The sequence below is a fragment of the Bradyrhizobium sp. CB3481 genome, from assembly GCF_029714305.1.
GTDB lineage: Bacteria > Pseudomonadota > Alphaproteobacteria > Rhizobiales > Xanthobacteraceae > Bradyrhizobium.
Map to the genome: position 1 here is coordinate 1,432,955 of NZ_CP121647.1, position 18,754 is coordinate 1,451,708.

At 63.4% G+C, this 18,754-nt stretch carries 22 protein-coding genes; 7 read left to right on the forward strand and 15 right to left on the reverse strand.

Annotated elements, in window-relative coordinates; genetic code table 11:
* Nucleotides 1–184 precede the first annotated feature (184 nt).
* The 3 genes from QA643_RS06895 (at nt 185) to QA643_RS06905 (ending at nt 3,524) form a co-directional block, all read left to right on the forward strand.
* Nucleotides 185–607, forward strand: coding sequence for a DUF5413 family protein (locus QA643_RS06895; protein ID WP_283032441.1), 423 nt, complete (start codon nt 185–187; stop codon nt 605–607).
* A gap of 194 nt (nt 608–801) precedes the next feature.
* The gene (locus tag QA643_RS06900; RefSeq protein WP_283032442.1) at nt 802–2,874 is read left to right on the forward strand and encodes an ATP-binding protein; all 2,073 of its coding nucleotides are present in this window, start codon (nt 802–804) and stop codon (nt 2,872–2,874) included.
* On the forward strand, nt 2,871–3,524 hold the full coding sequence (locus tag QA643_RS06905; RefSeq protein WP_283032443.1) for a response regulator transcription factor: 654 nt from the start codon (nt 2,871–2,873) through the stop codon (nt 3,522–3,524). The genes QA643_RS06900 and QA643_RS06905 overlap by 4 nt, the downstream gene beginning before the upstream one ends.
* Nucleotides 3,525–3,536: 12 nt before the next feature.
* Here the strand turns inward: QA643_RS06905 and QA643_RS06910 are convergent, their stop codons facing one another.
* From QA643_RS06910 to QA643_RS06925, 4 genes are all read right to left on the reverse strand, one after another.
* On the reverse strand, nt 3,537–3,821 hold the full coding sequence (locus QA643_RS06910; protein ID WP_283032444.1) for a DUF6719 family protein: 285 nt from the start codon (nt 3,819–3,821) through the stop codon (nt 3,537–3,539).
* On the reverse strand, nt 3,818–4,222 hold the full coding sequence (locus QA643_RS06915; RefSeq protein ID WP_283032445.1) for a hypothetical protein: 405 nt from the start codon (nt 4,220–4,222) through the stop codon (nt 3,818–3,820). Before QA643_RS06915 ends, QA643_RS06910 begins: the two co-directional genes overlap by 4 nt.
* A gap of 69 nt (nt 4,223–4,291) precedes the next feature.
* Nucleotides 4,292–4,531, reverse strand: coding sequence for a hypothetical protein (locus QA643_RS06920; protein ID WP_283032446.1), 240 nt, complete (start codon nt 4,529–4,531; stop codon nt 4,292–4,294).
* Between the two features lie 342 nt (nt 4,532–4,873).
* Nucleotides 4,874–5,065: a hypothetical protein gene (locus QA643_RS06925; RefSeq protein WP_283032447.1), complete on the reverse strand. Its 192-nt coding sequence runs from the start codon at nt 5,063–5,065 to the stop codon at nt 4,874–4,876.
* Between the two features lie 420 nt (nt 5,066–5,485).
* On the opposite strand from QA643_RS06925, the gene QA643_RS06930 reads away from it, so the two are divergent.
* Nucleotides 5,486–6,025 carry a DUF4112 domain-containing protein gene (locus QA643_RS06930; protein ID WP_283032448.1) on the forward strand — a complete coding sequence of 180 codons (540 nt, stop codon included), beginning with the start codon at nt 5,486–5,488 and terminating at the stop codon, nt 6,023–6,025.
* Between the two features lie 60 nt (nt 6,026–6,085).
* Here QA643_RS06930 and QA643_RS06935 read toward each other — a convergent pair whose 3' ends face one another.
* The 5 genes from QA643_RS06935 to msrA all read right to left on the reverse strand — a co-directional run bounded on the left by QA643_RS06935 (nt 6,086) and on the right by msrA (nt 8,555).
* Nucleotides 6,086–6,370: a hypothetical protein gene (locus QA643_RS06935; protein ID WP_065731310.1), complete on the reverse strand. Its 285-nt coding sequence runs from the start codon at nt 6,368–6,370 to the stop codon at nt 6,086–6,088.
* A 224-nt stretch (nt 6,371–6,594) separates the two neighbouring features.
* The gene (locus QA643_RS06940) at nt 6,595–6,759 is read right to left on the reverse strand and encodes a DUF3309 family protein (protein WP_283032449.1); all 165 of its coding nucleotides are present in this window, start codon (nt 6,757–6,759) and stop codon (nt 6,595–6,597) included.
* A gap of 166 nt (nt 6,760–6,925) precedes the next feature.
* Nucleotides 6,926–7,300, reverse strand: a complete 375-nt coding sequence (locus QA643_RS06945; protein WP_283032450.1) for a hypothetical protein — start codon at nt 7,298–7,300, stop codon at nt 6,926–6,928.
* 115 nt (nt 7,301–7,415) lie between these two features.
* Nucleotides 7,416–7,826: a peptide-methionine (R)-S-oxide reductase MsrB gene (msrB, locus tag QA643_RS06950; RefSeq protein WP_283032451.1), complete on the reverse strand. Its 411-nt coding sequence runs from the start codon at nt 7,824–7,826 to the stop codon at nt 7,416–7,418.
* 9 nt (nt 7,827–7,835) lie between these two features.
* Nucleotides 7,836–8,555: a peptide-methionine (S)-S-oxide reductase MsrA gene (gene msrA / locus QA643_RS06955; RefSeq protein ID WP_283032452.1), complete on the reverse strand. Its 720-nt coding sequence runs from the start codon at nt 8,553–8,555 to the stop codon at nt 7,836–7,838.
* A 260-nt stretch (nt 8,556–8,815) separates the two neighbouring features.
* Between msrA and QA643_RS06960 the strand changes: the two genes are divergently transcribed.
* On the forward strand, nt 8,816–10,513 hold the full coding sequence (locus QA643_RS06960) for a caspase family protein (RefSeq protein ID WP_283034736.1): 1,698 nt from the start codon (nt 8,816–8,818) through the stop codon (nt 10,511–10,513).
* A gap of 170 nt (nt 10,514–10,683) precedes the next feature.
* On the opposite strand, the gene QA643_RS06965 is transcribed toward QA643_RS06960, so the two are convergent.
* A complete protein-coding gene (locus QA643_RS06965) occupies nt 10,684–11,799 on the reverse strand; it encodes an ATP-dependent RecD-like DNA helicase (RefSeq protein ID WP_283032453.1) in 1,116 nt (371 codons plus the stop codon).
* Nucleotides 11,800–11,984: 185 nt separating this feature from the next.
* On the opposite strand from QA643_RS06965, the gene QA643_RS06970 reads away from it, so the two are divergent.
* Together QA643_RS06970 and QA643_RS06975 are read left to right on the forward strand one after the other, a co-directional pair.
* Nucleotides 11,985–13,190: an LLM class flavin-dependent oxidoreductase gene (locus tag QA643_RS06970; RefSeq protein WP_283032454.1), complete on the forward strand. Its 1,206-nt coding sequence runs from the start codon at nt 11,985–11,987 to the stop codon at nt 13,188–13,190.
* A gap of 64 nt (nt 13,191–13,254) precedes the next feature.
* Nucleotides 13,255–13,410 carry a hypothetical protein gene (locus QA643_RS06975; protein WP_283032455.1) on the forward strand — a complete coding sequence of 52 codons (156 nt, stop codon included), beginning with the start codon at nt 13,255–13,257 and terminating at the stop codon, nt 13,408–13,410.
* Between the two features lie 103 nt (nt 13,411–13,513).
* Here QA643_RS06975 and QA643_RS06980 read toward each other — a convergent pair whose 3' ends face one another.
* From QA643_RS06980 to fliF, 5 genes are read right to left on the reverse strand one after another with little or no spacing between them, the layout of a single operon-like run.
* Nucleotides 13,514–14,890: a sigma-54 dependent transcriptional regulator gene (locus tag QA643_RS06980; protein ID WP_283032456.1), complete on the reverse strand. Its 1,377-nt coding sequence runs from the start codon at nt 14,888–14,890 to the stop codon at nt 13,514–13,516.
* Between the two features lie 53 nt (nt 14,891–14,943).
* Nucleotides 14,944–15,294 carry a flagellar motor switch protein FliN gene (fliN, locus tag QA643_RS06985; protein ID WP_065731301.1) on the reverse strand — a complete coding sequence of 117 codons (351 nt, stop codon included), beginning with the start codon at nt 15,292–15,294 and terminating at the stop codon, nt 14,944–14,946.
* Between the two features lie 19 nt (nt 15,295–15,313).
* Entirely contained in the window at nt 15,314–15,940 is a 627-nt protein-coding gene (locus QA643_RS06990) for a FliH/SctL family protein (protein ID WP_283032457.1), read from the reverse strand.
* Entirely contained in the window at nt 15,940–17,028 is a 1,089-nt protein-coding gene (gene fliG, locus QA643_RS06995) for a flagellar motor switch protein FliG (RefSeq protein ID WP_283032458.1), read from the reverse strand. The genes QA643_RS06990 and fliG overlap by 1 nt, the downstream gene beginning before the upstream one ends.
* Nucleotide 17,029: 1 nt before the next feature.
* Nucleotides 17,030–18,652, reverse strand: a complete 1,623-nt coding sequence (gene fliF / locus QA643_RS07000) for a flagellar basal-body MS-ring/collar protein FliF (RefSeq protein WP_283032459.1) — start codon at nt 18,650–18,652, stop codon at nt 17,030–17,032.
* Between the last annotated feature and the right edge of the window lie 102 nt (nt 18,653–18,754).

Genomic DNA, 18,754 nt, shown 5'->3' on the forward strand with positions numbered 1-18,754 from the left:
ACGGAAGTTGCTTCAGTCTTGCGTCGGATAAGGCCGCTTAATCTTGCTGAACGTCCATTCATGGACCTCGATGCGATCCGATCGGATGCAGGCTGTCGGCTATGGCCATGGGAAGAGGGGCCCGACAAATTTACTTGGTCCCTGGCCTGCTGTATGGGAGTGACCAGCGCCAGGAGGCAGTTCCATGAAACGCTATCTGATCTTCGGAGCGATCGGGCCGTTCGTCGGCGGGTTTCTGATGCTGCTCGCGACCACGGTGGCTTCGGGTTACTGGACCGACACCAACTGGAGCGAGATCAGCAAATTTCTCGGCGCATTCTTCAAGACGCTGCATTACAGCTACCTGTTCGGCATCGTGCCGGCGCTGATGGTCGGCGCCATCGACGATATTCTCTGTCACGTCAGGCGCATTCTCCCTGCCGTGCGGACCCTGATCGTCGCCGCCATCGGCTTTGCCGCGTCCTCGTTGCTCTATGGCTCGCGAGGGCCGGATACCGGTACGACGCAGTTCTTGCTCTACGGCGCCGTCGGCATGGTGCCGGCGATGCTGTCGTCATGGCTCGCGCACAAATATGCCGACGAGCCGCAGGCGGTGCATTCGACGTGAGCGCCGGCCGGCACGCGGCTCGGCGGTCCCCCGGGACCTGTTTGAATTGGAACCATCAGGGGTCGACGGGCGTCAGGAATTTCCTGACCGTAGCCGGCCGAGATGATTGTTGGCAGAACAAGAGCGAACTGATCCGATTGGACATTCGAGGTTAAGGGAGCAATTGCGTTGTCCGTTATTGCCGGCAGGAAGACATGGCCGTGATCGCGGAACTGGGGAGCAGGCTATCCCCCGGTTCAAATCGGCCGAAGGAAGGCGTCTGGCTGTTCACGGCCCTCGTTCTCACCGCCGCCATTCCAGTTCTGCTTCTCGGCGGGTGGATGGCCTATATCACCGCCGACCAGGAACGCAGCTACGCGCGTGAGGCCGCAACGCAGGCGCTGACCCAGGTCGCGCACCGGATTGAAGGCGAGATCTCGCGCGAGATGCAGGTGGCCGAAACGCTTGCAAGTTCGGCCGCGCTGGATCGGGATAATCTGCAGGACTTTTATCTCGAGGCCACGCGAATCGTGGCGGCACGTTCGCTGTGGGAGACTGCCGCGCTGACGAAGCCGGATAAGGAGCAGGTCCTCAACGTGCTGCGGCCGCTGGGCGCGCCGCTCGGTCCGGTGACCGACACCGACAGCTTCAACGCCGTTCTTCGTACAAAAAAACCTGTTCTCGGCGGGCTCGGTCCCTATCAAGCCGCCATCGGCAAGCAACTCGTGTCGCTGCGCGTTCCGGTCATCAGGGATGGTGAGCTCCGCTACGTCCTGACGATCGGCCTGTTGCCGGACCAGCTCAGCACCATTCTCGCGCAAGCCGGTTTGCCCACCGGATGGGCGGGCACGGTCATCGACGCCAAGGAAAAGATCGTCGCGCGCACGCCCGATACCAAAATGACCAAGGCTGGCGTAACGACACCCGCGGTCCAGGAAGCCATGGCACGCGGCGGCTCGAACTCGCCGCGAACGGAGACGAGCGAGGGCGTTGCTGTGGAAACCGTTCACCGCGTTCTGGCTGGCACCGACGGCTGGTCGGTGCATGTCGGCGTGCCGGTCTCCGAGTTAAACGCGCCGGTGTCGCGCTCGTTGCGGCTGCTGGTCGGCGGTACGGCGGCGAGTGTCGGCCTTGCCATTGCGCTCGGACTGGTGATCGGCCGCGAAATCGCCCAGCGGCGCCGCATGGAGGCCCTGCAATCGGCGGCGGCGCTGCTGGACAGCGAAAAGCGCGGCGCGCTCGCAATCGATGCGGCCGAACTCGGGACCTGGCGTTGGGATCTGTCCGCAAACGAATTCAGCGGCTGCAGCCGGTTCTGTGCGCTACTCGGCCTTGCAGCTCCCCGAGCCGGCGAAGCGCGATGGTCGGCCGACCGGATTTTTGCGCTGCTCGAGCCGTCGCACCGAGCCACGCTGGCCTCGTTTGCAACCGACTGCATCGAGAGTGGCCGCTCGGGCAGCGTCGAGTTTCCAGTCCAGTCGGATGACCGCGGCGAGCATTGGTTACGCGCGGCTGGGAGAGCCGAAGGGCCGCCCAACCGGCGACATGTGATTCACGGCGTGCTGGCCGACATCGATATCCTCAAGCGTGCGGAGGCGGAACGGCACCATCTGCTTCGTCGCCTGGCGTCGGCCCAGGAAGAGGAGCAGCGCCGGATTTCGCGGGAGCTGCACGATCAGATCGGGCAGACGGTGACCGGGCTATCGCTCGGCCTGAAGGCCCTGGAGCAGGGACTGGCCAAGGGCAACCACGGCGATGCCGCGACGGAGCAAGTGCGGTGGCTGGAACAACTGGCCGGCCAGATCGGCCGCGACATTCATCGCACCGCCTCGGACCTGCGCCCCACCGCCATCGACGATCTCGGTATCTTCAAGGCCATCGAAGCCTATGTTGCGGACTGGCAGGAACGGTATGGCGTTCGCGTCGATATCCAGACCCTCGGACGCGACGATCGGTTGCCCGCCGACGTCGGGGCCGTGCTGTACCGGCTGGTTCAGGAGGGATTGACCAATGTCCTGAAGCATGCGGACGCCGGCAAGGTGAGCATCGTGCTCGAGAAGAAGAAGCAAGGGCTGGCGCTGGTCATCGAGGATGACGGCGTCGGTTTTGATCCCGAGACCGTGGGCCGGCTCGCGCCAGGCAGCGCGCGGCCGCCGGGCCTGGGCCTTTCCGGCATGAAGGAGCGGGTTGCGCTGCTCGGCGGCACGATCGCCATCGAATCTTCGCAAGGAAAAGGAAGCACGATTTTTGTCCAGATCCCGCTGGAAACCTCGGAGGCTGCCGCATGAGCCCCGTTCGCATTGCACTTGTCGACGATCATCCCGTTGTACTCGCGGGCATCCGTGCGCTGCTGCAGGGCGTGCCGGAAGTCGAGCTCGTCGGCGAAGCCAATACCGGAGCCACCGGCCTGAAGGCCATCCGTGATTCCTCGCCCGATATCGCCGTGATCGACCTTTCGCTGCCTGATATCAGCGGGATGGAGCTGGCGCGCCAGATTCGCCGGCAATGTCCCGACGTGAAGATCATCGCCCTCACGGTGCATGAGGACCGCGCCTATGTGCATCCAGTGCTTGAAGCGGGCGCCAAGGGATATTTGCTGAAGCGATCGGCCGCAGACGAACTGCTGCGCGCGATCCGTGCCGTCAATCAGGGCGATATCTATCTCGATCCGACGATCGCCGAGAAAGCGGCGGTGAATGCACCGGCACTTGCAGCGTCGGACGATAGCGATGGCGGCGAGCTCAGCCGGCGCGAGGAGGACGTGCTGCGGCTCGTGGCGCAGGGCTTCAGCAACAAGCAGATCGCAGGTCAGCTCGAAGTGAGCGTCAAGAGCGTGGAGACGTACAAGGCGCGCGCGTCCGAAAAGAAAGCGCTTCGCAGCCGCGCGGATATCGTCCGTTACGGCATCAAGCAGGGCTGGCTCGCCGCGCCGAACTGAGGTCGCGCGACTCTATTTGGCCGCGCCCGGGCCCGGCATGCCTTGCAGATCGCTCATGGGCACACAGCTCTTCTTGCGGCGTTGATTCCGGTGGGCACCTTGCACCCTCAGAACCTTGCCCGCCGAACAGGAACCATCGTTGACATAGATCGTCGAATACGGGTCCATCATCAGCGGCTCGTAAGGGTATAGTTTCTGGGCGGAGGCGGCTTGAGAGACGAGCAGCGCAGCCAGCAGCGCGGCGAAGAAACTTGCGATATGCCCGCGGCCCGGGCGCGAGATGATGGTGGCCATCATTGATCCCTTCGAAGCCCGCGCGTCTCTGCCGCCAGGCGGGAGTCTCGCGATTTGCCGTGGATGACATCCGTCACGGGGATGAGATGGCGAGCGTACGCGTCCTTCAGTCTTCCAATCATTTCGATGTTGTTGTCCGATGCGTTCAAGCCAAAGGTATCGTCCTTGCGGGCGAGCAGGCCGTTGTCACAAAGTCCCTCCAGCGCTTTTGCCGTTTCGGTTTCACCGGCGTAGATGCGCGCCGCGACCCTCGGCACGCTCCAGCACTTCTCCGGATTCGACCAGATCAGAAGCAGCGCTTCAATCTGGGCAACCGAAGCGATGTGCTTCACTATGAAATCCCTGATGTCATCGGGGACGTGTTGGGTTGCCATGCCGTCGGCTAATGTTGTTGGTTCGAGCAATGCCGGATGCCTGGAGTCGTGACCGTCGTGCCGCGGATGGGGACGAAATGGTCCGCGCTGCGCTTATCCTCAACCGGTGTGACGCTCCGGTGTGTCGTCGGCGTCAGCGGTTTGTAGTGGCGTCGCGGGCTGCTCCAGTTCGAGCTTTGCCCGGGCCGCTTCGCGTTCATATTCGTCGACCAATACCTGAAGCTTGGCCGAGAACTTTGGATCGGCTGCGCCGATCGCCAGCCGTTTGAAGAAAAAGGCCCGCTCGCGCAGCTGTTTGCTCCGGTGGTGCTGGAGCGGCTTGTCGTTCTTTTGGTCCACCGCGCGCCCCCCGGAAGTTACATGCGTTGTTCGCTCAATCGCCATCCTAAAGCCCGCCACCGTGGGGACCCGTCAGGAAAAACCTGTCAATTTGTCGTCCGCACTGCTTACGGTGAGGGACCGGGCGCCTTTTGGGAGACTGAGCCCTGGCGCGAGTCGTTGTTGCAGACCAGGCAGATGGCTCTGGACGTAAGCCTGCCATTGACGCCCAGCCTTTCGTAGCGGTGCGGCGTTCGTTCCGAACACGGCACGCAGTAAGCCCAAGGCTGCTTGTCGACTACCTTGCCGGTGAACATTTCGAGCCCCCTGTCTTGCCGTCCAGAAATCAGTCAATTGTCTCGGCTAATCCTTGCTGATCACCGCCGTTACGATCAGAAGCAGGCCGAGAATGCCGGCGGAAATGAGCGCGTCGATCCTCAGCGCCGCGGGAGGGACGCCCAGACCATAGTGGATGAAAACCGCCATCAGGAAAGCGGCCACGCCGGCGCTCGCAATGAAGAAAATGAGCGCGACGGCCAGATCGATGATCCTCATTGTCGGCTCGCTTGGTCACTCCTTGCTAACGAGAAATTCGATCGTAACGAGGCCGCAGATAAGGGCGGCGCAGATCAGTGCCTGCTCCCGAAGCGCTGTGGCAGGAACGCCAAGATCGTCATGCGCGATGTGTGCGAGCGAGTACGCCACGACGGCCGCACCCGTCATCGCAAGAGAAAATGTAACTGCGCGATGGGCGAATCTTTTCACTTGTCCTCACCTCGTGCTTCTATCCGCCCCGAAGACGCCCGCGATGACCATCTGCCCGTTTGCGCCCCGTGCCCGGCGCAAGCATGCGGCATAATAGAATGGCGCCCGATCGGGAAATGTCAGGAAATCCCCGTCAGGGCATATCAATGGCTCAGCGATGCCTCGTGATAATTTGACGCAACTTGCAGCTCCCATTCGCGTTACCATCTGATGACCATGTCAAACGACGATATTTATGTGCCGCCGCGTGCGCGCAACGAGCAGTCCTCCCGCCGGCGCGCGGCCGGGCGTGGTCCCGTCATCGACCAGGAGGGGCGCGAGATCCCCGAGCCGAACCTGCACACCCAGTTTGAGGGCCTGCGGTTCGATTTCGGCCATTCCGCCGCCAGCCCGTTCGGCAATCTGACGCGCGAGCAGCGGATCGCGCGGCTGGACGCCATCGCCAAGCTTCTCGACGTCGCCTTCATCGTGCCCGGCACCAATTTCCGCTACGGCATTGACGGCCTGATCGGGCTGATCCCGGTGGTCGGCGACATCATCACGACGGCGATTTCGCTGTGGATCGTGCGCGAGGCGCGGGCGCTCGGGGCGCCCTGGCACCTTACGGCGCGGATGCTCGCCAATGTCGCTGTTGACGGCGCGGTCGGCCTGGTGCCGGTGGCGGGCGACGCCTTCGACGTCATGTTCCGCGCCAACGTCCGCAACGTGCGCATGCTCAGGCGCTGGCTGGACCGGCAGCCGCGCCAATGAGGCAAGAAAAAACGCCCCCGGAAGATTTCCGGAGGCGTGCTGTTTGACGGTTGGAAGCGTTCAGGCCGCGTCGGCCTTGTCGTCGGTGCTGGCGGCCGGGCGCGGACGGCGCGGCAGCGGGAAGGCTTCGCTTTCATAGAGCGAGCGGATGCCGCTCTGGTCGAAGCGGGCTTCCTCGACTTGGAGATACGCGCCGTTCAGCGAATCCGCCGGCAACTCCTCGATCGCGAAGCGAACCGCTTCCGCCGCGGTGCCGAAACGCCGATAGGCAAACCCGGCACGCTTCTTCTTGCGGATCGCGGCGGGAAAGAGTTCGGCGGCGGTGTTGTAGCTGAAGGGACGCATGGTCGGTGACCTCAATCTTTTTAGGCTCTCTTCGTGCGAGCAATGGGGATTGGATGACGGTGGGCCTTAGGAAGCGGCGCGCCGTGCACGTCATTTCAAGGGCTAATATAAGCTTCTCTGACAGAAATGCGACCCCCGACGTCGGCCATCGGGGGTGATGATGAATCCACGCATGGCTGCCTGGAACCAAAATTTCATCAAGTTTTTTCAATGACTTATATGGCTCAAATCTTGCCGAATAGGAGCAGGATCAGGAGCACGATCAAAATCACCCCAACGAGCCCCATGCCGGAATGGCCATAACCGTAGCCATAGCCGCGGACGCGACCGGAAAAGCCGCCCAGTAGGATTATAATCAGGATGATGACGAGGATGGTGCCAAGCGTCATGGCGCGCACTCCGAAGGCTCGCGGCGCGTCCCCAAACGCATCCCGCAGCCCCCGGATCAAAGCACATTCCGGGCCGCGAGTCCTTGGATTGATGCACTGAAAGATTGAGTAAGCTCGTCATTCCGGACCGATGCGCAGCATCGAACCCGGAATTACGACTACGCCGTCACTTTTTACTTTCGTCGATCGGCAGCACCTTGAGCGGCGTCGCATAGGGTTCGACACGCAGCGAGTCGCTGGCGATTAGGCCGATCTTGTGCAGCGGCGACTGCTCGAGATCGCCGGTCGCGGATTTGCGCACGGCGTATTGCCACACGCTCATCGAGCCCTTGGCAACCAACGCCTTGGCGACGCCGCCGGCGTTCTGGCCCTCGATCTGGGCAAGGTCGGCTTCGCTGATCCCGATCACGATCTCGTCCCTGGTGGTGATGACCTTGAACAGGGAAATCTTGTCGGCGGCGAGGGCGGGCTGGATCACAAGGCTCTCCATCAGGAAGGCAGCTAGCCCGAAACCGAGCAGCAGACGTTTTTTAATGGGCATGTTGAAATTCATCCTTGTCTACGCGCCGGAGGGGCGGAAAGCGTCCCAAAAACAAACCCCGCGCGACCAGCCCTTGGTCGCGCGGGGAGAAAGCTAGGTTCGAGCGTTACTGGAACTATTTCGGCTGCAGCTTGAGCGCCGCCGAATTGATGCAGTAGCGCAGGCCGGTCGGGCCGGGGCCGTCGTTGAAGACATGGCCGAGATGGCCGTCGCATTTCGAGCACAAGACTTCGGTGCGGATCATGCCATGGCTGAAATCGCGCTCCTCATCGATATGGCTCTCCACGGCGGGCGCGCTGAAGCTCGGCCAGCCGCAGCCGGAGTCGAACTTGGCGTCGGACTCGAACAGCGTCTGGCCGCAGCCGGCGCAGGTATAGGTGCCCTTGCGCTGCTCGTGCTCATATTCGCCGGTAAAGGGCCGCTCGGTCGCCTTCTCGCGCAGCACGGCATATTGCATCGGCGTCAATTCCTTGCGCCACTCGGTCTCGCTCTTGACGACCTTGCCGGATGTTTTGGTGTCGGACATTTAGCCTCCTTAATTCGTGGCCTTCGCGCTGCTCACCAGCGTCGGCTTTTCGATGTAGTTATCCGCAAAGATCTTCTTCAGATTTTCGATCTTCGGAATGTCGTTGAAGGCAATATAGGGTTGGTTCGGGTGCAGCGTCAGGTAGTCCTGGTGATAGTCTTCCGCCGGGAAGAACGCCTGCAGCGGGCCGACCTTGGTCACAATCGGCTTCTTGTAGACCTTGGCGGCGTTGAGCTGGGCGATATAGGCCTCCGCGACCTTCTTCTGCTCGTCATTGGCCGCAAAGATCGCCGAGCGATATTGCGTGCCGACATCGGGGCCCTGGCGGTTCAACTGCGTCGGGTCATGCACCACGGAGAAAAAGATCTGCAGGATCTTGCCGTAGCTGATCTTCTTCGGGTCATACTTGATCTCGACCGCCTCGGCATGGCCGGTCGTTCCGGTTCCGATCATGGTGTAGTTCGCGGTCATCTTGCTGCCGCCGGAATAGCCGGACACCGCGTTGAGCACGCCCGCGGTGTGCTGATAGACGCCCTGCACGCCCCAGAAACAGCCGCCGGCGATCACGGCGGTCTGGATGCCATCGGCGGCCTGAACGTCGAGGGCCGGGGGCGGAATGACGACGGCTTCCTCCGAAGCGCGCGAGGGGCTGATGGCGATCGCGGCGAGGGCGAGCGCGCCGATGGCGGCGGCACCGAGCGACAGACGGCTGAGATGGCGAGGGGACATGGTTTCCTCTTTCGGCATTGGTTGGGGGCAGTCTAGAGCGGGACCGGCGTTTCGCAATCGGCGCAATTCTGTCCGATGCCCAAGATACGGCTGAAGCCGCCGATTGTTACGGGCCGTGTCACACGAGTTCGTGAATAAAGTGACGCCCGTGCAAGGCCTTAAGGGGAGGGCGATCGGTCAGGCTTGACCGCTGCGATCCTGTCTTTCCACAATGAACCGGGAATCATCAGCCGCGACCAAAATCCATGAACGTTTCGCAGATGTTACGGGCCTTGTTGCTGGCTCTCGTCATGCTCGCCGCCGCTGGCCCGGCGCGGGCCGCGGGGGATATCGACACCTGCCGGAATTCCACGGCGGAACCGGCGGCACGCCTCGCCGCCTGCGAAAGCGTGATCGCCGACGAAAGCATCACCGGCCCCTCCCGCGCCGCCGCCTTCTGGTACCGCGGCGACACCCTGATGAAGAAACGCGACTATGACGGCGCGATCGCGGCGTTCACCACCTCGCACGAGATCGCGCCGCAGAACGTCATGGTCATCAACGCGCGCGGCATCGCCTACAGCTACAAGGGCGACGACGAGCATGCGCTCGCCGATTACGACCTCTGCCTGCAGCTGCGCCCGACCTTCGGCAGCGCCTACAATAACCGCGGCCTGATCTTCATGCGTCGGGGCGAGCTGCAGCGCTCGCTCGACGAGTTCAACCTGGCGGTCAAATACATCGGCAACGATCAGAGCCGCTATCTGCATCATTACAACCGCGGCCGCCTGCAGGGATTGATGAAACGATACGAGGAATCGCTCGCCGACTTCGCCGAGGCGCAACGGGCCAATCCCGACGGCCCGCAAGTGCCGGGCTATCGGTGCCTCACCTATATCGGCATGGGCAGGTTCGACGATGCGCTCACCGACTGCAATACGGCGCTGGCGAAGTCGCCGAACAATCTCTACGCGCTGACCAACCGCGCCAACGCCTATCTCGGCAAAGGCAATCTCGACGCTGCGCTGAACGACTACAACCAGGTGCTCAAGGTCAACCCGAACTACGTTCGCGCCTATGTCGGCCGCGGCCAGCTTTACGAAAAGCGCCGCAACCTCGCCGCTGCGCGCACCGATTACCGCGCGGTGGCCAATGCCGTGGCGGCAAAGCGCGAGGACATCGACACCACGCTCGCGCGCGCCGTAGCCAAGGAGCGGCTCGAGGCCTTGCTGGGCACGGCGGCACCGGCGAGCAAGGCGCCGCAGCCGGCGGGCCCGCGCAAGGTCGCGCTGATCATCGGCAACGGTGCCTACAAGAATGTCGCGCCGCTGGATAATCCGCCGCGCGACGCCAAGCTGATCGCGTCGACCTTTCGCGACCTCGGCTTTGCCACGGTAACCCTGTCGTCCGATCTGACCCGGGACAAATTCTTCGCCGCGCTCCACGAATTCGGCCTGGAGTCCGAAAAGGCGGACTGGGCCGTGGTCTATTATGCCGGTCATGGCATGGAGATCGGCGGCGTGAACTATCTGATCCCGGTCGATGCCAGGCTGAAGGCTGACAGCGATGCGGAGACGCAGGCGGTGGCGCTCGAGCAGGTGATCGCTTCCGTTGCCGGCGCGCGCAAGCTGCGGCTGGTGATGCTCGATGCCTGCCGCGACAATCCCTTTGAAAAGACCATGCAGCGGACGATTGCGCTAAAACTCGTCAACCGCGGTTTTTCCAACATCGAGCCGGAAGCCGGCTTCATGGTGGTCTATGCCGCCAAGCACGGCGAGACCGCGCTCGACGGCGATTCCGTCAACAGCCCGTTCGCCACCGTGCTGGCGCGCGTCATCAGGGAACCGAAGATCGAGGTGCGCAAGCTATTCGACATCGTCCGCGACGATGTCTGGAAGGCGACCAACCGGACGCAGCAGCCGTTTACTTATGGCTCGCTGCCGGGGCGGGAGGATTTTTACTTCGTGGCGGAGAAATGACTGGTCTCGTGTCCCGGACGCGGTGCAGCGTGCAACGCTGCTCCGCAGAGCCGGGAACCCAGTGGTCGTGAGGTGAGCCGCATGGACCCCGGATCAGCAGCGCATCACCATAGCGCGTTGAAGACGCGCGTGAACGCGCTTATGCTGCGCAGCATCCGGGGAACGTGTCATCACACCACCACGCTCAGCCGCTTCGCCGCGCGCGTAATCCCCGTGTAGAGCCACCGTGCTCGGCTGTCCTGGAACGCAAAACTCTCGTCGAACAGCACGACATCATCCCATTGCGAGCCCTGCGATTTGTGCACGGTGAGCACATAGCCATAGTCGAACTCGTCATAGGGCTTACGCTGCTCCCACGGGATCGCCTCGATACCGCCCTCGAAGCAGTCGTGGCGCACAGACACCTTGGTGACCTTGTGGCCGAACTCTTCGTCGGGCGAGAGCCGCATGGTCAGGATTTTGGATTTCGCCCGCGGCTGGGTGCGCGACTTCACCCGCCACAGCCCGCCATTGAACAGGCCCTTTTTGCGGTTGTTGCGCAGGCAGACCAGCTTGTCGCCGGCAACCGGCAAGGGATCCTCGATGCTCTGCTTCTGGCGGATGCGCATGTTGTAAGCGCGGCGGGTGTTGTTGCGGCCGACCAGCACCTGGTCGGCGCCCATCACGCGCTCCGGATCGACCTCGCTGCGCGCGACCACCTCGCTCTCGCCATGGCGGCCGATCTCGAGCTCGCGGCCCTCGCGGATATCCATCGACATCCGCACGATCGGATCGTCTTGCGCCTGGCGATGCACTTCTGTCAGCATCGCGTCGGGCTCGCAATTGGTGAAGAAGCCGCCGCCCTGGATCGGCGGCAATTGCGCGGGATCGCCGAGCACGAGCAGCGGACAGTCGAACGACATCAAATCGCGGCCGAGCTCGGCATCGACCATCGAGCATTCGTCGATGACGATCAGCTTGGCCTTCGAGGCCGGCGCATCGTCCCACAATTCAAAGCTCGGCTGCTCGACGCCGGATTCCTTGGCGCGATAGATCAGCGAATGGATGGTGGAGGCGTTGTCGCACCCCTTGTTGCGCATGACCAGCGCCGCCTTGCCGGTGAAGGCCGCATACTTCACCTCGCCGTCGACGCCTTCGGCGATGTGCCGCGCCAACGTGGTCTTGCCGGTGCCGGCATAGCCGAACAGGCGGAAAACCGGCGGTGTGCCGTTTCGGCCGGGCTTGGCCTTGAGCCAGTCGGCAACGGCCTTCAGCGCAGAATCCTGGTGCGGCGTGAAAATGGTCATGGGGTCCAGATGGAGAGGGAGCGGGCGTTGGGCCGCGACTCAATGGCAGCGTAAAGCTAACCATTCGCGCGTTCCATGCAAGGCTGCTTCCGCACCACGGAATTGCTCACGCGGGGTCGAGGCTGGACTTGGAGCGGGTGGCGAATACACTGACCGAAAATAGCAAGCAGTCCTTGGGAGGCGTCATGAAATTCGGAATCTTCTACGAGCTGCAACTGCCGCGCCCCTGGCAGGACGGCGACGAGCTCCGGCTCTACCAGAACGCGCTGACGCAGCTCGAGACCGCCGACCGGCTTGGCTATGACTACGCCTGGGTTGTGGAGCACCATTTCCTCGAAGAATACTCACATTCGCCGGCTCCCGAGTCTTTCCTCGCCGCCGCCAGCCAGCGGACCAAAAACATCCGGCTCGGCCACGGCATCTTCCAGCTCACCACCAACCATCCGGCGCGCGTCGCTGAGCGCGTCGCGGTGCTCGATCTGCTCTCCAACGGCCGCTGCGAATTCGGCATGGGCGAAAGCGCCTCCATCACCGAACTGACGCCGTTCGGCCGCGACATGGAAACCAAGCGCGAGGTGTTCGAGGAAGCGGTGCAGGCGATCTTCCCGATGTTCACCAAGGTCGGCACCGAGCATCACGGCAAGTATTTCGATATTCCCTTGCGCAATGTGGTGCCGAAACCCGTGCAGAAGCCGCATCCGCCGCTGTGGATGGCGTGCTCGCAACTGCCGACCATCGAGCGCGCCGGCGAGAACGGGTTTGGTGCGCTCGGCTTCCAGTTCGTCAGCGCGGACGCCGCGCATGCCTGGGTACACGCCTATTACAACGCGATCACCAAGCGGCTGAGGAAGCTTGCCGACTACGAGATCAATCCGAACATGGCGCTGGTGTCGTTCTTCATGTGCGCCGAGACGGACGAAGAAGCGCGCCGCCGCGCCGACGGCGCCACCTTCTTCCAGTTCGCGCTGCGCTTTTACGGCCAGTCGCAGAACCGCCAGCGTCCCGATCCCGGCACGGTCAACATGTGGGACGAGTACAACAAATGGAAGCGTGACAATCCGGAGGCGCAGGAGGCGGCGCTGCGCGGCGGCCTGATCGGCTCGCCGGAAACCATCGCCAGGAAGCTGCGGCGCTTCCGCACCTCGCATATCGACCAGGTGATCCTGCTCAACCAGGCCGGCAAGAACACCCACGAACATATCTGCGAGTCGCTCGAACTGTTCGCCAGGGAGGTGATGCCCGAGTTCCAGCACGATCCCGAGCATGATGAGTGGAAGAAGGGCGTGCTGAGCGGGGCGATCCAGCTCGAGGAAATCGACACCAAGGCGTTCAGCGATCGTTACGGCAAGCTGGCGGTCAATGTCGCGCCTGCGAAGGTGGCGGCGGGATAGCGGTTGGGCCAGCGCACCGCGTTGTGCTAGCCTTTACGAAGGCTCAACGTGGTGCGGCGGTCTGATGAAGCGATTGGCGACCTGGGTATTTTATGGCATCGGCGCAATCGCGATCGCCTATCTCGCGCTGTATGCGTATGCCGTCTTCACCGGGCGTGACCTGCAGCCCGGGGATCCCATCCACATTTTCCGCAAGCCGGATGCGCCGAGTTATTCGTGATGCGTCGTCATTCCGGGGCGATGCGAAGCATCGAACCCGGAATCTCGAGATTCCGGGTCTGGTCCTTCGGACCATCCCGGAATGACGGGAGAAGCGATCGGCCTTACCCCGCCGTCATAAACCGCTGTTCACCCGCACCCGCCGGCGTAATCGGAATGCCGCCGTCGGCATATTCGTTCAGCTTGTTGCGCAGCGTGCGGATGGAGATGCCGAGGATGTTGGCGGCATGGGTGCGATTGCCTAAGCAGTGCTTGAGCGTCTCCAGGATCAGGTCGCGCTCGACATCGGCGACGGTGCGGCCGACCAGCGCGCGGGTGACCTGCTCGGCGGCAAAGGTCGCATGCGCGACCGCGGGCGCGGTCTTGGCGAGGTCGAGGCGGTCGCCGTCCGGCGTGACGATCGCATCAGCGCCAATCTCGTCGCCCTGCGCCATCAGCACCGAACGGTGAATGGTGTTTTCCAGCTCGCGCACGTTGCCCTGCCAGCGGTTCGAGGTCAGCACCCGACGCGCCTCGGCCGAGATCGGCCGCAGCGGCACGCCATTGGCCTCGGCGTATTTTTTGGCAAAGTGCTGCGCCAATTCGAGGATGTCGGCCGGACGGTCGCGCAGCGGCGGGATCTTCAGGTTGACGACGTTGAGGCGGAACAGCAGATCCTCGCGGAAGGTGCCTTCGCGCACGGCGTCGGCGAGGTTGCGGTTCGAGGTCGCGATGATGCGGATGTCGACGGGGACAGGCTTGGTGCCGCCGACGCGGTCGATGACGCGCTCTTGGATCGCGCGCAGCAGCTTCGATTGCAGGCGGACGTCCATTTCCGAGATTTCGTCGAGCAGCAGCGTGCCGCCCGAGGCTTCCTCGAACTTGCCGATGCGGCGGGCGACAGCGCCGGTGAAGGCGCCTTTTTCATGGCCGAACAGTTCGGATTCCAGGAGGTGCTCGGGGATCGCCGCGCAATTGATCGAGATGAAGGGACGCTTGGCGCGGTTTGAGCGGGAGTGGACATAGCGCGCCAGCACTTCCTTGCCGGTGCCGGATTCGCCGGTGATCATCACGGACGCGTCGGAGCCTGCGATCTGCTGCGCCAGCTTGATTACCTTGCCCATCGCTTCGTCGCGATAGACGAGATCGCGGGAGTCGTTGGCGACAGCGGCGAGGACAGCTGCGATCAGCTCGGGATCGGGCGGCAGCGGGATGTATTCCTTGGCGCCGGCATGGATCGCGGCGACCGCGGCGCGGGCGTCGTTGGAGATGCCGCAGGCCACGATCGGCACGTAGATATGCTCGGCTTCCAGCCGCATCACGAGGTCGCGGATGTCGAGGCCGACGTCGACCAGCAGGAGGTCGGCGCCCTTGCCGCCGCGCAACACGCCCATCGCCTGTTCGATCGCTTCGGCATGGGTCACGGATGCCCCGTTCGCCATCGCGATCTTGGTGGCGGTCGTGAGCTGGCCCTTCAAGGTGCCAACGATAAGAAGCCGCATGTCTGTCTCCTGTCCGTCTGTTCGCGCCCTGCAGGCGCGTATCGCCAAAATTATTAGCTGCGTTCAGCCTTGATGATTTCCGTCATGGTCACGCCGAGCTTGTCTTCCACCAGCACGACTTCGCCGCGCGCCACCAGGCGGTTGTTGACGTAGATGTCGATGGCCTCACCGACGCGGCGGTCGAGTTCGAGCACGGTGCCGGGCCCGAGCTTGAGCAACTCGCCGACATCCATCTTGGAGCGGCCGAGAACGGCCGATACCTGGACCGGCACGTCGAACACGGCCTCGAGGTCGGCCGCGATGCGCGAAGCCTGTTCGTCCTCGTTGTAAGCGAGGTCGTCGACCGGCGGCGCATCCGCGGCGTTGAGGTCGGGAAGCGGTACCTGTGCGTCGGTGTCACTCATGGTTCAGTCCTCATGACCTTTACGCTCCGGCCGGGTCGCGCGACGCCAGATAGCGTCCGACGAGTTCGCTGATTTTCGCTTCGATGGCTGCGCGCTCCAGCACGACGCCGCCATCTGCCCATTCGATCCGGCAGTCGCCGGTGGCGATGCCGGGTTCGGCCAGGATGACCAGCCGTCCCTCGAAACCGCTTTGCGCGGCCTGTCGTTCGATCTTCGCGCGGGCAGCTTCATAGAGCTGGTCGTTGATGCGAACGACCAGATGCGGGGTCGCAACCAGGTGCGAGAAGCAGTCGCTGACCAGCGCCATGACCTCGCCGAGTGGTTCGCGGGCGATCAGTTCACTGCAGAGCTTGCGGGCCACCGCGACGGCGACTTCGACCGCCTCCGTCTCCATCTTGGCCTCGATGCCGGAGAAACGCGTGGCGATACCCCTGATGGCGATGCCGATCTCCTCCAGCGCCAGCGCCGAGCGACGGTCGCTTTCCACCTTCGCCTCATGCTGGGCCGCTTCATAGCCGGCGCGATAGGCGCGTGCTTCGGCCTCCGCGACCTTCTGCGCGATCTCGGCGTCGGTGGCCGCCTTTTCGCGCGCCTTGTTAGGTGCGGCGAAGTCGGTGTCGAACAGGAATTTTGCGGGTGCGGCCATCAGTACACCAGCTCGTCGTCGGCGCGGTTCTTGGTCAGGGTGATTTCGCCGCGCGCGGCCATGTCCTTGGCGAGGTTGACGAGCAGCGCCTGCGCCTCGTCGACGTCGCGCAGTCGCACCGGCCCCATCGCGGCCATATCGTCGAGCAGCATCTTGCCGGCGCGCGAGGACATGTTGCCGAGGAAGAAGGCGCGCACCTCCTCATTGGCGCTCTTCAGCGCGATGCCGAGCTTGTCCTTGTCGACGTTGCGCATCAACGTCTGGGCCGAAGCGGAATCCAGCTTGATCAGGTCGTCGAAGGTGAACATCAGCGCCTTGATGCGCTCGGCGGATTCGCGGTTTTCTTCTTCCAGCGAAGTGATGAAGCGGGTTTCGGTCTGGCGGTCGAAATTGTTGAAGATTTCGGCCATCACCTCGTGCGCGTCGCGGCGACGGGTCTGCGACAAATTGGACATGAATTCGGTGCGCAGCGTCTGCTCGACGCGCTCAATGACTTCCTTCTGCACCGCTTCCATCTTCAGCATGCGGCCGACGACGTCCAGGGCGAGGTCCTCGGGCAGGATCGCCAGCACGCGGGCGGCGTGCTCCGGCTTCAGCTTCGACAGCACCACCGCGATGGTCTGCGGATATTCGTTCTTGAGGTAGTTCGCGAGCACCTCTTCCTGCACGTTGGAGAGCTTCTCCCACATGTTGCGGCCGGCAGGACCGCGGATTTCATCCATGATGCCGCTAACGCGTTCGGAGGGCAGGTATTGCTGCAGCAGCCGCTCGGTGGCATCGAAGGTGCCCATCAACGCGCCGGAAGCCGACATGCGCGAGACGAATTCGAGCAGGAGGTCCTCGACCACGTCGGCCTCGACGGTGCCGAGCGTCGACATGTGGATCGACAGTTCGCGGACCTCGTCATCGTCGAGCAGCGACCACACCTTGCCGCCATATTGTTCGCCCAGCGCCAGCATCAGGATCGCGGCGCGCTTCGGCCCGCTCAGCGGCTTGCTCTTGGGCCGGTTGCTCTGACGGCTCGCCAGCGCCGAGATGACGGTGGTGATGTCGTTGGCGTTGACGTTTTGTTGCGGTACGGCGGCCATGTCAGCTCTCGGCGGGTTCGCTCAGCCATTGCCGAACGATGGAAGCGGTTTCGTTGGGATTGCGTTCGGCCAGTTCGCCGACCCGGTGCACGGCCTGGGCGTGGACCTGGCCCTGGACCTGAGCGACGTCGATCAACTGCGCAGTGCCGCTGGTGCCGGCGATCAGGGCCTGATTGGGCCCGAGTTCACCATTGGGCCCGCTACCCTCGATCAGGGCCGGCGACGGCTCGGCCGCGGGGACGACTTCGGCGGCCAGGATGCGCTTGACCAGCGGCCGGATCACCAGGAACAGCACGACAAGGCCGAGCAGCATCATGACGCCGAGCTCGATGACGTGCATGACGTCGTCCTTGGTGAATTGCAGGAAGCCGAGCAGACCGCCGGGCTCGGCGACGGGCGGCACGGTCGGCGCCTCGGCAAAGCGCAGGTTGACGACCTCGACCTGGTCGCCGCGCTTCTGGTCGAAGCCGATTGCCGAACGCACCAGCGTGGCGATGCGGTCGAGCTGCTCCTTGCTGCGGTCCTGGTAGACCATCTCGCCTTTTTCGTTCTTGGCATAGGCGCCGTCGACCAGCACCGCGACCGAGATCCGGTTGACCCGTCCGGCCTCGGTGATTTCGGTCTTGGTGGTGCGCGAAATCTCGTAATTGTTGGTTTCTTCGCTCTTCTTGCTCTGGTCGCGCGCGGCGGTGGTGGCGCCCGCCTGGTTGCCGGGCAACTCGTTGTTGACGGTGACCTGGCCGCCGTCGCCGGCACTGGCGGAAGATTCCTCGCGGGTCTGGCTCGAGCGCAGCACGCGGCCCTCGGGATCGAACTTGTCCGAGGTCTGGGTGACCTTGTTGTAGTCGAAATCGGCGGTGAGCTGGACGCGGGCGCGGCCCTGGCCGACCACCGAGGAGACGATTGCCTCGACTTCGTTGCGCATGCGCTTCTCGAACGCGGTACGGCGCTCGTCGCCGACGGCGATATCGGGATCCTTGCTGGCGCCGTCGGCGAGCAGGCGGCCGCCTTCATCGACGATCGATACCCGCTGCGGCTTCAGCCCGTTGACGGCGGAGGCGACGACATGGCGGATGGCACGGATCTGCTGGGCCTCGAGGCTGCCGCGCACCCGCACCACGATCGAGGCCGACGGCTCCGGCGCCTCGCGCGCGAACAACGGGCGCTCGGGCAGCACCAGATGGACGCGGGCAGCCTGGATGCGATCGATGGCGCGGATGGTGCGGGCAAGCTCGCCCTCCAGCGCTCGCAAATGGTTGATGTTCTGGACGAAGCTCGTGGTGCCGAGCGCGTCGGATTTGTCGAAAATCTCGTAGCCGACGCCGCCGCCCTTGGGCAGGTTGCTTTCGGCGAGCTTCATCCGCAGGCGCGTGACCTTGTCCTTCGGCACCATGATGACCGCGCCGTCATTGCGCAGCTCGAAGGGGATCGCCTGGCGTTCCAGATCCTTGATGATGCTGGAGGAATCTTCAAAGGAGAGGTCGGTGAACAGGGTGGTCATCTGCGGCGTGGTGACGCGCATGATGACAAAGGCGAAGAAGCCGATCAGCGCGGTCGTCACGGCGACCATGGCCATCAGCCGTGCCGCACCCAGGCCTTTCAGGAAAGCAACGAGACTTTGCACCAACCGCCCCCAGGGATTCGGCCCCAGGGACCGACTGGGCAATTATTGCCTAGGGGATGGTTTCCATATGGTTAACGACCGTTAAAGCGCCCCTAATAGTTC

What these genes read in the sequence shown, in the direction of transcription:
- QA643_RS06935 (WP_065731310.1), bottom strand. Translation starts at nt 6,370, where the DNA reads ATGCGTCCCTTCAGCTACAACACCGCCGCCGAACTCTTTCCCGCCGCG.
- fliG (WP_283032458.1), bottom strand. Translation starts at nt 17,028, where the DNA reads ATGGCCGCCGTACCGCAACAAAACGTCAACGCCAACGACATCACCACC.
- QA643_RS06965 (WP_283032453.1), bottom strand. Translation starts at nt 11,799, where the DNA reads ATGACCATTTTCACGCCGCACCAGGATTCTGCGCTGAAGGCCGTTGCC.
- fliN (WP_065731301.1), bottom strand. Translation starts at nt 15,294, where the DNA reads ATGAGTGACACCGACGCACAGGTACCGCTTCCCGACCTCAACGCCGCG.
- QA643_RS06900 (WP_283032442.1), top strand. Translation starts at nt 802, where the DNA reads ATGGCCGTGATCGCGGAACTGGGGAGCAGGCTATCCCCCGGTTCAAAT.
- QA643_RS06945 (WP_283032450.1), bottom strand. Translation starts at nt 7,300, where the DNA reads ATGCCCATTAAAAAACGTCTGCTGCTCGGTTTCGGGCTAGCTGCCTTC.
- QA643_RS06970 (WP_283032454.1), top strand. Translation starts at nt 11,985, where the DNA reads ATGAAATTCGGAATCTTCTACGAGCTGCAACTGCCGCGCCCCTGGCAG.
- QA643_RS06940 (WP_283032449.1), bottom strand. Translation starts at nt 6,759, where the DNA reads ATGACGCTTGGCACCATCCTCGTCATCATCCTGATTATAATCCTACTG.
- QA643_RS06905 (WP_283032443.1), top strand. Translation starts at nt 2,871, where the DNA reads ATGAGCCCCGTTCGCATTGCACTTGTCGACGATCATCCCGTTGTACTC.
- QA643_RS06960 (WP_283034736.1), top strand. Translation starts at nt 8,816, where the DNA reads ATGTTACGGGCCTTGTTGCTGGCTCTCGTCATGCTCGCCGCCGCTGGC.
- QA643_RS06930 (WP_283032448.1), top strand. Translation starts at nt 5,486, where the DNA reads ATGACCATGTCAAACGACGATATTTATGTGCCGCCGCGTGCGCGCAAC.
- QA643_RS06980 (WP_283032456.1), bottom strand. Translation starts at nt 14,890, where the DNA reads ATGCGGCTTCTTATCGTTGGCACCTTGAAGGGCCAGCTCACGACCGCC.
- QA643_RS06910 (WP_283032444.1), bottom strand. Translation starts at nt 3,821, where the DNA reads ATGATGGCCACCATCATCTCGCGCCCGGGCCGCGGGCATATCGCAAGT.
- QA643_RS06975 (WP_283032455.1), top strand. Translation starts at nt 13,255, where the DNA reads ATGAAGCGATTGGCGACCTGGGTATTTTATGGCATCGGCGCAATCGCG.
- msrA (WP_283032452.1), bottom strand. Translation starts at nt 8,555, where the DNA reads ATGTCCCCTCGCCATCTCAGCCGTCTGTCGCTCGGTGCCGCCGCCATC.
- QA643_RS06925 (WP_283032447.1), bottom strand. Translation starts at nt 5,065, where the DNA reads ATGAGGATCATCGATCTGGCCGTCGCGCTCATTTTCTTCATTGCGAGC.
- QA643_RS06895 (WP_283032441.1), top strand. Translation starts at nt 185, where the DNA reads ATGAAACGCTATCTGATCTTCGGAGCGATCGGGCCGTTCGTCGGCGGG.
- msrB (WP_283032451.1), bottom strand. Translation starts at nt 7,826, where the DNA reads ATGTCCGACACCAAAACATCCGGCAAGGTCGTCAAGAGCGAGACCGAG.
- QA643_RS06990 (WP_283032457.1), bottom strand. Translation starts at nt 15,940, where the DNA reads ATGGCCGCACCCGCAAAATTCCTGTTCGACACCGACTTCGCCGCACCT.